This window comes from Nonomuraea sp. NPDC050643 (genome assembly GCF_040654715.1).
In the GTDB taxonomy this organism is placed as follows: Bacteria; Actinomycetota; Actinomycetes; order Streptosporangiales; family Streptosporangiaceae; genus Nonomuraea.
This window is the reverse complement of record NZ_JBFAIM010000052.1, coordinates 1-12,172: the sequence shown is the minus strand read 5'-3', so window position 1 is coordinate 12,172 and position 12,172 is coordinate 1. Positions and strand designations below refer to the sequence as shown.

Sequence of the window (12,172 nt, the reverse complement as noted above, 5' to 3'; positions counted from 1 at the left end):
CCCCGGCCTTTCCCGGGGGCGGTGAAACCTATACTCGGCGGGGAGGCGATTTCCTCCCACGCCGTTTTCCGTCACGCTCGATGGGCTGATCCGAGATGAAGATTCTCGTTACCGGGGGCGCCGGTTTCATCGGCTCCCACTACGCACGGACACTGCTCGGCCGCGACGGCGCCGACCAGGTCACGGTGCTGGACAAGCTCACCTACGCGGGAAACCCGGCCAACCTCGACGAGGTCCGCGGGAGCGGCCGCTTCCAGTTCGTCCAGGGCGACATCTGCGACGCCGGCCTGGTCGGCGGGCTCGTCGCCGAGCACGACCAGGTCGTGCACTTCGCGGCAGAGTCGCACGTCGACCGGTCGATCGCCAGCGCCGCCGAGTTCGTCCGCACCAACGTCGCCGGCACCCAGACGCTGCTGGACGCGGCGCTGCGGGCCGGGCTGGAGACCTTCGTGCACGTCTCCACCGACGAGGTCTACGGCTCGGTCCCCGAGGGCTCCTCGCGTGAGGCCGACCCGCTGCGGCCGACCTCCCCGTACGCCGCCTCCAAGGCCGCCAGCGACCTCATCGCGCTGTCCTACCACCACACCCACGGCCTCGACGTGCGCGTCACCCGCTGCTCCAACAACTACGGGCACCACCACTACCCCGAGAAGGTCATCCCGCTGTTCATCACCAACCTGCTCGACCGGCGCAAGGTGCCCCTCTACGGCGACGGCCGCAACGTGCGCGACTGGCTGCACATCGACGACCACGTCCAGGGCATCGAGCTCGTCCGCACCGGGGGCCGCCCCGGCGAGGTGTACAACATCGGCGGCGGCACCGAGCTCACCAACCGGCGCCTGACCGAGCTGCTGCTCGAGGCGTGCGGCGCCGGATGGGACATGGTCGAGCACGTCGAAGACCGCAAAGGGCACGACCTGCGCTACTCGGTCGACTGGGGCAAGATCCGGGGCGAGCTGGGCTACGAGCCGCGCAAGGACTTCGAGCAGGGCCTGGCCGAGACCGTCAAGTGGTACCTGGACAACCGCGCCTGGTGGGAACCCCTGAAGGCGCCCGCCACCTGAGGAGCCGGCCCCAGGGCCCCGGCTCCTCGGGTGGGCCTCAGTCGTGGAATCGCAGCTCGGCCTTCAGGCAGGCCGCGTAGTCCGGCAGCAGGCCCAGCTTCCCGGCCTGCTCCAGCGTCGGCGCCAGCCGGTCGCGCTCGGACCGCAGCGGAGCGGGCCCGGCGGGCATCGGGAGCCCGATGGCGGGGTCGAAGGGGGAGATCGCCAGCTCGTTCTCCCGGACGTACCGCTCCGACAGCAGGTACGTGATCACGGTGTCGTCCTCGAGCGTGACGAAGGCGTGCCCCACCCCGGGCGGGAAGTAGACCGACCGGTAGCCCTCGCCGTCCAGCTCGGTCTGCTCCCACGCCCCGAACGTCGGCGACCCCACCCGCAGGTCGACCGCGAAGTCCAGCACGCTGCCCCGGGTGCAGCAGACGTACTTGGCCGTGCCCGGCGGGGCGAGCGTGTAGTGCACGCCCCGGATCACCCCGCGCCGGGACGAGCTCTGGCTGGTCTGCGCGACCGGGAACAGGCGGTGCCCCACGACCTCGGCGAACACCGCCTCCTGGAACGGGGAGACGAAGACGCCGCGCGGGTCGGGGAACACCTCGGGGGTGAACGCGAACGCGCCGGCGACCGACAGCGGACGTGCTTTCACAGCGTGATCCTCACTCAGCGGTAGGGGAACGGGTTCATCGGGGCACCGCGATCGCCGTCATCACCAACCCGCGCACCACGCGCCAGCGGCCCGTGAAGCGGACCGGCGCGCCGTCCACGGGCGGGACCCGCAGGACCGCCCAGAACACGCCCTCGCCGGCCAGGGTGATGAGCGCGTCCTCGAAGCCGAGCCGGCGCCGCGTCAGCGGGAACCACGCCTTGTAGACGGACTCCTTGGCGCTGAACAGCAGCCGGTCCCAGTGCACCTCGGGCGAGACGGCGGCCAGGATCTCGAGGTGGCGCCGCTCGGCGGGCAGCGAGACGACCTCGAGCACGCCGTCGGGCAGGGGCGCGTGCGGCTCTGCGTCGATCCCGAGCGTGCGCATCACCGAGGTACGCGCCACCGCCGCCCCCCGGTAGCCCTCGCAGTGCGTCATGCTCCCCACGACGCCGGCCGGCCAGCGCGGGGCGCCGCGCTCGCCGGGCACGATCGGCACGGGCGGATGGCCGAGCCGGTCCAGCGCCCGCCGCGCGCACGCGCGTACCGTCGTGAACTCGCGACGGCGCTTGGCCACCGCCGGCCGGATCGCCTCCTCCTCTTCGGGGAAGAGCGCGATCGGCTCGTCGCCGGTCGACTCCGCGCAGGCCACCCCCGGCGGCAGCATCGCCTCGAGCGCCGGGGCCAGGGTGGTCGAGGCGGCCGGGAACGTGCCGGTCCCGGTGGTCACACGGACGCCAGCAGGTCGAGGTGGCGGGCGGAGGTCAGGATCGCCTGCTGCAGGTCGCGCAGCGCCCGGCAGGGCTCCACGCCCAGCTCGTGCCGCAGCGTGCGCCGCGCCGTCTGGTAGACGTGCAGGGCGTCCGCCTGCCGCTCCGAGCGGTACAGCGCCAGCATGAGCTGCCGGTAGAACGTCTCCCGCAGCGGATGCTCGGTGATCAGCGAGTAGAGCCGGGCCACCAGCTCCCGGTGCCGGCCGAGCTGGAGCTGGCAGTCGGCCAGCAGCTCCAGGCACTCCAGCCGCGACTCCATCAGCCACGCCACGAAGCCGTCGATGATCGGGCCGTTGCCCAGGTCGCGCAGCACCGGGCCGCGCCACAGGCTCAGCGCCCGCTCCAGGCAGTCGGCCGCCTCCTCGTAGCGCTCCTCCCGCGCCAGGCACCGGCCCTCCTCGGTGAGCCGCAGGAAGTCCCTGAAGTCCAGCTCGTCCACCCCCATCCGCAGCAGGTAGCCGGGCGGATGGGTGACCACGGGATTGTCGTCGCGCTCCGGGCGGTGCAGGAACTTACGGAGCTGCGAGATGTACACGTGGATCCCCGCGGCCACGCGCCGGGGCGGCGAATCACCCCAAAGCTCCATCACGAGCTGGTCGAAGGCCACCACGTGGTCGGCGCGGATCAGCAGCACGGCCAGCGTGCTCTCCACCTTGCGAGCGCTGATGAACGAGTAGTCGTTGCCGTCCACGACGCGCAGCGGTCCCAGGATCTCGTATCTCACGTTGCTCTCCCCTTGAGCTGATCGGTACGGCACGCCGCCCCCAGGCCGGCGCTGACGATCTCGGCGATGTTCGCCCATGCGGTGTCCAGATAGAAGTGGCCTCCGGAGAAGGTGATGAGGTCGAACCCCTGGGTGCAGTGCCTGCCCCAGGCCGACGCCTCGTCCAGGGTGGTCTTCGGGTCGGCGTCGCCGGTGAGCGCCGTGATCGGGCAGCGCAGCGGCGGGCCGGGCGTCCAGGAGTAGGTCTCGATGGCGCGGTAGTCGTTGCGCGCCACCCGTACGATGTCGGCCAGCAGTTCCTCGTCTCGCAGCAGCCGCGGGTCGGTGCCCCCGGCGGCGACCATGTCGGCGATCAGCCCGGCGTCGTCCCGCAGGTGGAGCAGGTCGGTCCGGTGCGTCGAGGGCGCCCGCCGGCCCGAGGCGAACAACCGCAGCGGCAGCGGCTCGCCGCGGTCCTGGAGGCGGCGGGCCACCTCATAGGCGATGACGGCTCCCATGCTGTGGCCGAAGAAGGCGAAGGGCCGGTCGGTCAGCCCGCCGATCGCGGTGTGGACGTGCTCGGTCAGCTCGGCGATGGTGGTGACGCACGGCTCGCGCCGGCGGTCGTGCCGGCCGGGATACTGCACCGCCAGCACCTCGATCCGCGGTTCGAGCTGCCGCGACAGCGTGAAGTAGTGGCTGGCCGCGCCGCCCGCGTGCGGGAAGCAGATCAGCCGCGGCGCGTCGTCGGGGCAGGGCCGGAACCGCCGGATCCACAGGTGTTCCTCGCTCATGTCGCCTCTCGCTCACAAAGGGATGTTGCCGTGGCCACCGCGGCGGGCCGGGGCCTGGGCCAGCGCCTCGGCCAGGCGCCCGCGGGTGGCGGCCGGTTCGACGACCTCGTGGACCGCGCCGATGGCCACGGCGCGGTCCACGCCACCCACCTCCAGGTTGTGCTCATGGACCAGCCGGGCCCGCAGCGACGCGCGGTCGTCGTCGGGGCAGGCGGCCAGTCGTCTGCGGTGCAGGATCCCGACGGCGGCCTCGGCGCCCATGACGGCGACCTCCGCCTCGGGCCAGGCGAACACGGCGGTCGCGCCCAGCACCCGCGAGTTCATCGCGATGTACGCGCCGCCGTACGACTTGCGGGTGATCAGCGTGACGCGCGGCACCACGGACTCGGCGAACGCGTGCAGCAGCTTGGCCCCGCGGCGGACCACGCCCGCCCACTCCTCGCCGACCCCCGGCAGGTAGCCGGGCACGTCCACGAGCACGACCAGCGGGATGCCGAAGGCATCGCACATGCGGACGAACCGCGCGGCCTTCTCCGCGCTGAGCGAGTCCAGGCAGCCACCCTTGCGCAGCGGGTTGTTGGCCAGCACGCCGACGGTGTGGCCGGTCAGCCGGCCCAGCCCGACCACCATGTTCGGCGCCCAGCGGGGCTGCAGCTCCTCGAACCCGCCCACCGGGTCGAGGAGGGCGCGGACGAGCGGGCGCACGTCGTACGCGCGGCGCGGCGAGGCCGGCAGCAGCGCCCGCAGGTCCGGCGGCTGCTCCTGGGCTCCCGGGGCGTTCAGGGCTTCCGGGACTTCCGGGACTTCCGGGACTTCCGGGACTTCCGGGACTTCCGGGACTTCCTGGGCTTCCGGGACTTCCGGGGTTTCCGGGTTGAAGGAGCCCCGCTGCGTGAACAGTTCGGTCAGGCGGCGGGCGGTGGCCAGGGCCTCGCCGTCCGAGCCGGTCACGATGTGGGCGACACCGGACTTCGTGCCGTGCGCCACGGGGCCGCCCAGGCCCTCCATGTCGATCCGCTCACCGGTGACCGAACGGACCACCTCGGGGCCGGTCACGAAGATGCGGCCGGACTCGGACATGATCACGATGTCGGTCAGCGCCGGCCCGTACGCGGCCCCGCCGGCCGCCGGGCCGAGCACCACCGAGATCTGCGGCACCACCCCGGAGGCGCGCACCATGGCGGCGAACACGCTGCCCACGCCGTCGAGCGCGGTCACGCCTTCGGCCAGGCGGGCGCCGCCCGAGTGCCACACGCCGATGACGGGGCTGCCCTCGCGCGCCGCCGTGTCGATGGCGCTCACGATCTGCTCACAGCCCGCCGCGCCCATGGCGCCGCCCATCAGGCGGGCGTCCGTGCAGTAGGCGATCACCTTGGTCCCGCCGATGCTGCCGCGCACCGCGCGCACACCGTGACCGGCGTCGTCGTGCAGCGCGGTCGGCGACCCCCGGTCGAGCAGGGCGGCCAGGCGCGCCTCCGGGTCCCGCGGGTCGGCGGGCCTGTCGCCCGCGTCCCCCGTCTGCCGCCGGGCCGTGCGGCCGGACGTCTCCGTCACCATCTGCGAACTCCCCCGGGCAGGTGCTACTCAGCGATCTTCGTCCGCATCGTCCACTGGAAGACGAGCGGTGCCGTACGGCCGCCGTCGTGCACGGCCTCCACCAGTTCGAAGTGCTCGTATCCGCCGCGGTGCGGAATCTTGATCTTCGTGTCGCCGACATCGTCGACGCGCCGCGTCCGAGTCGTTTCCGGAAGGTCCGCCGGGCCGCCCACGAGCGTCACGTCGATCGTGGAAGCCTCGCCTGTCCTGCCACTGAGCCAGTTCATCCAGTACCTCCGTCCGGGAGACCGGGCCGTCGTCTTGGTAATGACTCGCGGCTCCACCGTAAGAACAACCCCGGCGTTGAGGAACCCCGGAAAGAAAAGGGGGTGATGACAACCGGGACCACTACCGGTGCCCCTTAGACACCCCTATCGGCCTTCCGCTTCCCCGGGGTCGATGGTCTTTTCCGAAGCCATGGCCTATTTCCCGCCGGCGGTTATGGGCCCGCACGCGGACACGCCGGTGGAAAATGCGCCGCCGCGTGTTACCGGGATGCTACGGCCGGGGCTGTACGCAGGAAGAATGCCTGTGTTAAACAGTACGAGATCCCAGGGGGGAGGTAGACGGCATGATGGACGAGAACCAGCACGAGCGCAAGCCCTGCGAGACTCCGGCGCTCTCCGGTAATGCGGCTCGTCTGAATTGAGAAAACCTCTTGAAATATAGCCGGTCGGCCCCGCGTGCCAATTCCCGGGCCGGTCGCGTCACGCCCGGCGGCACGCACACCCTCCGTCACCCTCTCGGGGCGGCCCCTCCTCCCCGCCGTACTTCCGGACAGCCGGATCCAGACCGGCGAAGCGGAAAAACCCACCTCGCCGCGCCGGTCGCACCGGAACTGAACGCTTCCTCCAAATCCCCTGGGTACGATCCCAGATTTCTCGCCTTCTTCGGGGTGTCCGACGGCGTTTTCCCAGCTGAACGCGGCCCGCGATATCAGGAAACTCCCAGACTTCTGCCAGGGGGCGGTCAGCGCAGGACGGCACCGTGGCCGAAGAATGGAGATCTGACAGGAGATCTCGTGAGCGGAACATATGCCAAGGAGGCCAAATGATCGAGGCTCATGGCCTCACCAAAAGGTACGGCGCCACGACGGTCGTCAACGACCTGAGCTTCACTGTCGAGCCAGGCGTGGTGACCGGCTTCCTGGGCCCGAACGGGGCCGGGAAGACCACCACGATGAGCATGATTCTGGGACTCACCCGGCCGACGAGCGGAACCGTCACCGTGAACGGGCGCCGCTACGTCGACCTGCCCGCGCCGATGCGCGAGGTGGGAGCCCTGATCGACGCTCGCGCGGTGCACGGCGGCCGTACCGCATATCAGCACCTCCTCTGCCTGGCCCGCAGCAACGGCATTCCGCGGCGGCGGGTGGACGAGGTGCTCGGCGTGGTCGGGCTGGAGAAGGTCGCGGGCCGGCGCGTCGGCAAGTTCTCGCTCGGCATGTTCCAGCGGCTCGGCATCGCCGCCGCACTGCTGGGCGACCCCGAGATCCTCATGTTCGACGAGCCCGTCAACGGCCTGGACCCCGAGGGCATCCTGTGGATCCGCAACCTCATGCGGGGCCTGGCACAGGAGGGGCGTACGGTGCTCGTGTCCAGCCACCTGATGAGCGAGATGGCACTGACGGCCGACAACCTGGTCGTCATCGGCCGCGGCGAACTGATCGCGCAGACCAGCGTCACCGACTTCGTCCGGGCCAACTCCCAGCGCAAGGTCCTGGTCCGCACCCCGCACGCGGAGGTCTTCGCCCGCCGCCTGACCGAGGCGGGGGCGACGGTCACCCCCGGCTCCGGAGGAGTGCTGGAGGTGACCGGCATGTACAGCGAGGCCATCGGCAAGCTCGCCGCCGCCAACGGCGTCGTCCTGTACGAACTCACTTCCCGTCAGGCCTCCCTGGAGGAGGCCTTCATGGAGTTGACGCGGGAGAGCGTGGAGTTCGGCGTACCCGAGGGGGTCATGCAATGAGCCACACCGCGACGGCGCCCGGCACCTCGCTCAGGAGCCTGCAGCGACGCCCGGCGACGTTCGGCCACGCGCTGCGGTCGGAGTGGGGCAAGCTGGCCAGCCTCTGGTCCTTCTGGTACACGCTGCTGGCCATGGCCGTGATCGGCGTGGGCATCGGCGCGCTCGCCAGCTCGGACGCGGTCGGCGTCTACAACGAGGGCACCGCCCAGGACCGCGCCGCCTTCGACCCCGCCCACGAGAGCCTGTTCACCGGGCTCATCTTCGCCGAACTCGCCATGGTCGTCCTCGGGGTGCTCGTCATGACCTCCGAGTACGCCACCGGCATGATCCGCACCAGCCTGTCCGTGGTGCCGCGGCGCGGGCGGCTGCTGGCGGCCAAGGCCGTCGTCCTGACCGTCGTCAGCCTGGCCGTCGGCATCCCCGTCGGCTTCGCGATGTTCTTCGCCGGCCAGGCAGTGTTCGCCGCCGGGAACATCCCCTACGCGACGCTCTCCGACCCCGGCGTGCTGCGCGCGGTCCTCGGCGTCGGCCTCGTGCTGACGGCGACCGCGCTGTTCAGCCTGGGGGTGGGCACGCTCATCCGGGCCACGGCGGGCGGCATCGCGATCATGTTCACGGTGACGCTGCTGGTGCCCACGGCGATCCTCCCGAGCCTGCCCGACTGGCTCGGCGACCCCCTGCTCAAGTACTGGCCCAGCGCCGCCGGGATGCAGGTCCTGTCGGTGCAGCCGGATCCCGGCGCTCTGCCACCGCTGGGCGGGCTGGCCTGGATGTACGCCGTCGTGGTGGTGGTCATGGCGGCGACGTTCGTGGTGTTCCGCTCACGGGACATCTGAGGCGACCGTTCCAGGGACGAGCGAGCGCCCGGTTCCCAGGGTCCGGGGCGAGGCGGCCCTGACGTCCCTGGAACGGTGGTACGAGCGCCGGCGGCCACAGTCGCCCGCGGCGGCCGGCGCTCCATCATCACGACCCGGCCCGCTCCGACGCCGGCCGCTTTCGTGTCGGCCTGGTTCAGTGCTGGATCGCCGGTTCGCCGAACCAGCTTCGTAGCGCGCTGCGGAGGCCCGCGTCGTCGGCGCCCGTCGAGTCCGCCCACGCCACGAAGCCGTCCGGCCGCAGCAGCAGCGCCGCCGCCGGGATCTCCATGGTCGGCTCCGCCGTCACCACGTTTACCCGATCCCCCCAGCCGGCGACGCCCTCCAGGCTGAAGGTGCCCTTGGACAGGTCGAGCACCACGCCCCGCCCCTCCCGCAGCAGCCCGCCGACGTCCCCTTCCCCGGCCGGCGTAGTCACCGGAACGTGCGCCGGCCGCCGCCCCAGTAGCGGATGCGAGCTGTCCCGGCCGAGCGGATACCGCACGTCCAGGTTCCCCTGGATCCTGACCAGGTGCTCGTTGACGTCGGGGAACCGGATCAGCTCGTCGAGCAGCTCCCGTACCGGGGCGATCTGCTCCAGCGGGTGCATGAGCGCCACCTGGGCGCGCGTCGTCAGGCACGCGCGCGCCCCCACGGGATGCCGCTCACTCTCGTACGTCGTCAGCAACCCCGGAGGCGCCCACCCGTGGACGTCGGCCGCGAGCTTCCAGCCCAGGTTGACCGCGTCCTCGATCCCGGTCGCCAGGGCCTGGCCGCCCAGGGGGAAGTGCACGTGCGCGGCGTCCCCCGCCAGGAACACCCGGCCCACCCGGTAGCGCTCGGCCTGCCGGGTGGCGTTGTCCCAGCGGCTCAGCCAGCACAGCTCGCCGGTGGGCCGCCAGTCCACGCCGGTGAGCCGCCGTACGGTCTCGCGCAGCTCGTCCAGCGTGGGCGGCGCGTCGGGATCGGCCGGCGAGCCGCCGAACTCGCCGGTCACCACGCGTATCCGCCCCTGGGCCGAGGGCACCGCCATGAGGATGCCGTCGTCCGACAGCCGGGTGCCGATCCACTGCGTCACCTCGTCGCCGGGCTCGTGGGTCACGTCACCGGCCAGGCCGCTGAAGGGCGTCTCACCGCCCGGGAAATCGATACCGGCCAGCCTGCGTACCGTGCTGCGGGTTCCGTCGCAGCCCACCAGGTAGCGGCACTGCACGGTCCCGGTGCCGGACTCGCCGCGCGTCTGCACCACGACGCCGCTCTCGTCCTGGCCGAAGCCGACGATCTCCTGCCCGCGGCGGATGGTGACGCCGAGTTCGAGGGCCCGCTCCTCCAGGCGGCGGGCGAGTTGCGTGTGGGGGATGACGAATCCGTACACGTGCTTCTCACTCACCCTGGACGGATCCAGCCATAACAGGGCGAAACGCGCCTGCGGCAGCTCGATGCCGTCCGAGCGGAGCGCGTCCATGATGCCCCGCTGGGCGAGCAGTTCGATGACGGTGGCGTTGATGGCGATGCCGGGCGCGTCCTCGCGCGGCTCGGCCCGCTGCTCCAGTACGAGTGTCTCCACTCCCAGCAGGCCCAGCTCACAGGCCAGCATCAGGCCGACCGGGCCTCCACCGGCGATGACGACTGAGTGGCTCATGCCGACTCCTTTTCTTGATCGGGACCTCATGAGGTCTGGTCACCCTCCGGCCCCGGAACCCGGCCCGACTGCGCCAGCTCCGAGTAGAGGTGTTTGGCCAGCGCGGCCGGGGTGGGGCTGTCGTACATGGCGGCCGGGGAGAGTTCGATGTCGCGCAGGCGAAGCTGCTTGCTGAACTCGACCGCGGCGAGTGACGTGAACCCGAGATCCAGGAAGTTCGCGTCGGGGTCGACGGGGTCGGACGGGGCCAGGTTCAGGACCACGGCCGTGGTGGCGCGGATCAGGTCGAGCAGGATGTCCAGGCGCTCGGCCTCGGACGTCGCCGCCGCCAGGCGGTCATGCAGGTCGGGGGCCGGGATCGGGGGGTCCTCGGGTGGGGCAGGGGTCGTACCGGCCACCGCCCGGAACAGGGCGCCGTGCTCGCCCGCGGCCAGCCGTTCCCAGTCGGCGTCGGCGATCACCACACTCTCACCGCGCCCTTGGAACGCCCGGCCGAGCACGCCCATCGCATGCCGTGGGGACAGGGGCCGCAGCAGCGCGTCGTCCGTCTCCTCCCCGGCCGTGCCGACGTCCTCCGCCCATGGACCCCAGGCCACGTGCAGGACCGGAGCCCCCCGCCGCCTGCGCCGATGCGCCAGCGCCTCCAGGTACGCCTGCTCGGGAGCCGCGTCCGCCTCCCCTCCCGCCGTGCCGATCGTGCCCGCCACGGAAGAGAAGATCACGAACGCCGCCGCCAGGTCTCGGGTCGACTCGTCCAGCGCCGCGGCCGCCTCCAGATCGTCGGCACTCGTGCCCTGCAGCGGGGGCACGTGCACGACGACCGAGAGGGGACGATCGGCCGGGATGCCGTCGAGCACCTCAGTCAGGAAGGCCCGGTCACGTACGTCGCCCCGCGCCACCTTGACCCTGGCCCCCCGTCCGGCCAGCTCAGCCTGGAGCCCCTTAAGCTCCTCCCCGACCTCGGCCCCGGACAGCAGGATCAGTCGTTCGATCCCGTGATCGGCCAGCCACCTCGCGGCCTGTCCGGCCAGCGGGTTCCCGCCCCCGGTGACCAGCGCCGTCGCCCCTGGCGGCAGGGGGAGGGCGTCCTGCTCGCCCGGGCCTTCAGGGAGGCGTACGAGCCGGCGTACGTAGGCGCCGGAAGCCCGCAACGCGACCTGATCCTCACCGCCCGCCCCGGCCAGCACCCGCGCCAGCCGCTCCCGCATCCGCGCGTCGAGCACCTCCGGCACATCGACGAGCCCACCCCACCGTCCGGGCGTCCGCCAGCCGATCGCCCGCCCCAGCCCCCACATCCGCGCCTGTACGGGGTCGGCCGGCGGATCGGACTCCTCGACCGGCATCGCTCCGCAGGTGACCGCCCATACGGGGGCGTCGACTCCGGCGTCGTCGAGCGCCCGCATGAGGTGGGCGGTCGTCGCCTCCACCGGTTCCGACCCGAGAGCGAGCAACGACAGCACGCCGCGTACGGTTGTGCCACCCGGGCCCTCTGCGCCGGAGCCCAGCATCATGGGGATGGGGTCGAGGCCGTGCTCGGTCAGCGCATCGAGGACCGCCTTCGTGAACCCGTCCTCCGCCCGACCGTCGGCGACCGCCACCAGCCATGTGCCCGTAGGGGGCGGTCCGTAGGTGTCGGGGAGCAGGTTCCAGGTGATCCGGTACTGGCAGTCCAGGTGTCGGCGCCAGGTCGACAACAACGGCAACAGCGTCTTCAAGGCGGAACGCTGGTCGTCCGTGGCCATCAGGGTGCTGGAAAGGGTCTTCAGGTCACCCTTCAGCACCGCATCCCAGAGCCGGCCTTCCTGGTCCTTATCGTTCCTCGCCTGCTTCTTGGCCGGGCCTGCGTCCAGCCAGTAGTGGCGGCGTTGGAAGGGGTAGGTGGGGAGGGTTGTGGGTTGGGGGTTGTGGGGTGCTAGGAGGGTGTTGGTCCAGGGGTGGCCGTGGAGGTGTGCTTGGGCGAGGGTGGTGGTGATGGTGTGGGTTTCGGGGTGTTTGGGGTGGAGGGTGGGGGTGATGAGGGCGTTGTTGTCGAGGATGCTCTTGGTCAGGGTGGTGAGGGTGGTGTCGGGGCCGAGTTCGATGTAGGTGGTGGTGCCGAGGTTGTGGAGGGTTTTGATGCCTTGGGTGTAGTTGATGGGTTG

At 71.5% G+C, this 12,172-nt stretch carries 11 protein-coding genes; 3 read left to right on the top strand and 8 right to left on the bottom strand.

Annotation, left to right across the window (positions count from 1 at the left end; translation table 11 throughout):
- Window positions 1-95 precede the first annotated feature (95 nt).
- A complete protein-coding gene (gene rfbB, locus AB0I15_RS46185) occupies window positions 96-1,064 on the top strand; it encodes a dTDP-glucose 4,6-dehydratase (protein WP_358111498.1) in 969 nt (322 codons plus the stop codon).
- A 37-nt stretch (window positions 1,065-1,101) separates the two neighbouring features.
- Here the strand turns inward: rfbB and AB0I15_RS46180 are convergent, their stop codons facing one another.
- The 6 genes from AB0I15_RS46180 to AB0I15_RS46155 are packed head-to-tail and all read right to left on the bottom strand — an operon-like array spanning window position 1,102 to window position 5,794.
- Window positions 1,102-1,704: a dTDP-4-dehydrorhamnose 3,5-epimerase family protein gene (locus tag AB0I15_RS46180; protein WP_358111495.1), complete on the bottom strand. Its 603-nt coding sequence runs from the start codon at window positions 1,702-1,704 to the stop codon at window positions 1,102-1,104.
- Window positions 1,705-1,738: 34 nt separating this feature from the next.
- Window positions 1,739-2,431, bottom strand: a complete 693-nt coding sequence (locus tag AB0I15_RS46175) for a 4'-phosphopantetheinyl transferase superfamily protein (RefSeq protein WP_358111493.1) — start codon at window positions 2,429-2,431, stop codon at window positions 1,739-1,741.
- On the bottom strand, window positions 2,428-3,198 hold the full coding sequence (locus tag AB0I15_RS46170; RefSeq protein WP_358111490.1) for an AfsR/SARP family transcriptional regulator: 771 nt from the start codon (window positions 3,196-3,198) through the stop codon (window positions 2,428-2,430). The genes AB0I15_RS46175 and AB0I15_RS46170 overlap by 4 nt, the downstream gene beginning before the upstream one ends.
- Window positions 3,195-3,971 carry an alpha/beta fold hydrolase gene (locus tag AB0I15_RS46165; protein ID WP_358111488.1) on the bottom strand — a complete coding sequence of 259 codons (777 nt, stop codon included), beginning with the start codon at window positions 3,969-3,971 and terminating at the stop codon, window positions 3,195-3,197. Before AB0I15_RS46165 ends, AB0I15_RS46170 begins: the two co-directional genes overlap by 4 nt.
- Before the next feature lie 12 nt (window positions 3,972-3,983).
- Window positions 3,984-5,528 (bottom strand): carboxyl transferase domain-containing protein, encoded by a 1,545-nt coding sequence (locus AB0I15_RS46160; protein ID WP_358111485.1) that lies wholly within the window; start codon window positions 5,526-5,528, stop codon window positions 3,984-3,986.
- A 23-nt stretch (window positions 5,529-5,551) separates the two neighbouring features.
- Window positions 5,552-5,794 (bottom strand): DUF5988 family protein, encoded by a 243-nt coding sequence (locus AB0I15_RS46155; RefSeq protein ID WP_358111482.1) that lies wholly within the window; start codon window positions 5,792-5,794, stop codon window positions 5,552-5,554.
- Window positions 5,795-6,617: 823 nt separating this feature from the next.
- Between AB0I15_RS46155 and AB0I15_RS46150 the strand changes: the two genes are divergently transcribed.
- Both AB0I15_RS46150 and AB0I15_RS46145 read left to right on the top strand, forming a co-directional pair.
- The gene (locus tag AB0I15_RS46150) at window positions 6,618-7,535 is read left to right on the top strand and encodes an ABC transporter ATP-binding protein (protein WP_358111479.1); all 918 of its coding nucleotides are present in this window, start codon (window positions 6,618-6,620) and stop codon (window positions 7,533-7,535) included.
- On the top strand, window positions 7,532-8,371 hold the full coding sequence (locus tag AB0I15_RS46145) for an ABC transporter permease (protein WP_358111476.1): 840 nt from the start codon (window positions 7,532-7,534) through the stop codon (window positions 8,369-8,371). The genes AB0I15_RS46150 and AB0I15_RS46145 overlap by 4 nt, the downstream gene beginning before the upstream one ends.
- Before the next feature lie 175 nt (window positions 8,372-8,546).
- On the opposite strand, the gene AB0I15_RS46140 is transcribed toward AB0I15_RS46145, so the two are convergent.
- Both AB0I15_RS46140 and AB0I15_RS46135 read right to left on the bottom strand, forming a co-directional pair.
- The gene (locus AB0I15_RS46140; protein ID WP_358111473.1) at window positions 8,547-10,031 is read right to left on the bottom strand and encodes an FAD-dependent oxidoreductase; all 1,485 of its coding nucleotides are present in this window, start codon (window positions 10,029-10,031) and stop codon (window positions 8,547-8,549) included.
- A 26-nt stretch (window positions 10,032-10,057) separates the two neighbouring features.
- On the bottom strand, window positions 10,058-12,172 hold a 2,115-nt coding region (locus AB0I15_RS46135), incomplete at its 5' end, for a KR domain-containing protein (RefSeq protein WP_358111470.1).

What these genes read in the sequence shown, in the direction of transcription:
- AB0I15_RS46145 (WP_358111476.1), top strand. Translation starts at nt 7,532, where the DNA reads ATGAGCCACACCGCGACGGCGCCCGGCACCTCGCTCAGGAGCCTGCAG.
- AB0I15_RS46140 (WP_358111473.1), bottom strand. Translation starts at nt 10,031, where the DNA reads ATGAGCCACTCAGTCGTCATCGCCGGTGGAGGCCCGGTCGGCCTGATG.
- AB0I15_RS46150 (WP_358111479.1), top strand. Translation starts at nt 6,618, where the DNA reads ATGATCGAGGCTCATGGCCTCACCAAAAGGTACGGCGCCACGACGGTC.
- rfbB (WP_358111498.1), top strand. Translation starts at nt 96, where the DNA reads ATGAAGATTCTCGTTACCGGGGGCGCCGGTTTCATCGGCTCCCACTAC.
- AB0I15_RS46160 (WP_358111485.1), bottom strand. Translation starts at nt 5,528, where the DNA reads ATGGTGACGGAGACGTCCGGCCGCACGGCCCGGCGGCAGACGGGGGAC.
- AB0I15_RS46155 (WP_358111482.1), bottom strand. Translation starts at nt 5,794, where the DNA reads ATGAACTGGCTCAGTGGCAGGACAGGCGAGGCTTCCACGATCGACGTG.
- AB0I15_RS46165 (WP_358111488.1), bottom strand. Translation starts at nt 3,971, where the DNA reads ATGAGCGAGGAACACCTGTGGATCCGGCGGTTCCGGCCCTGCCCCGAC.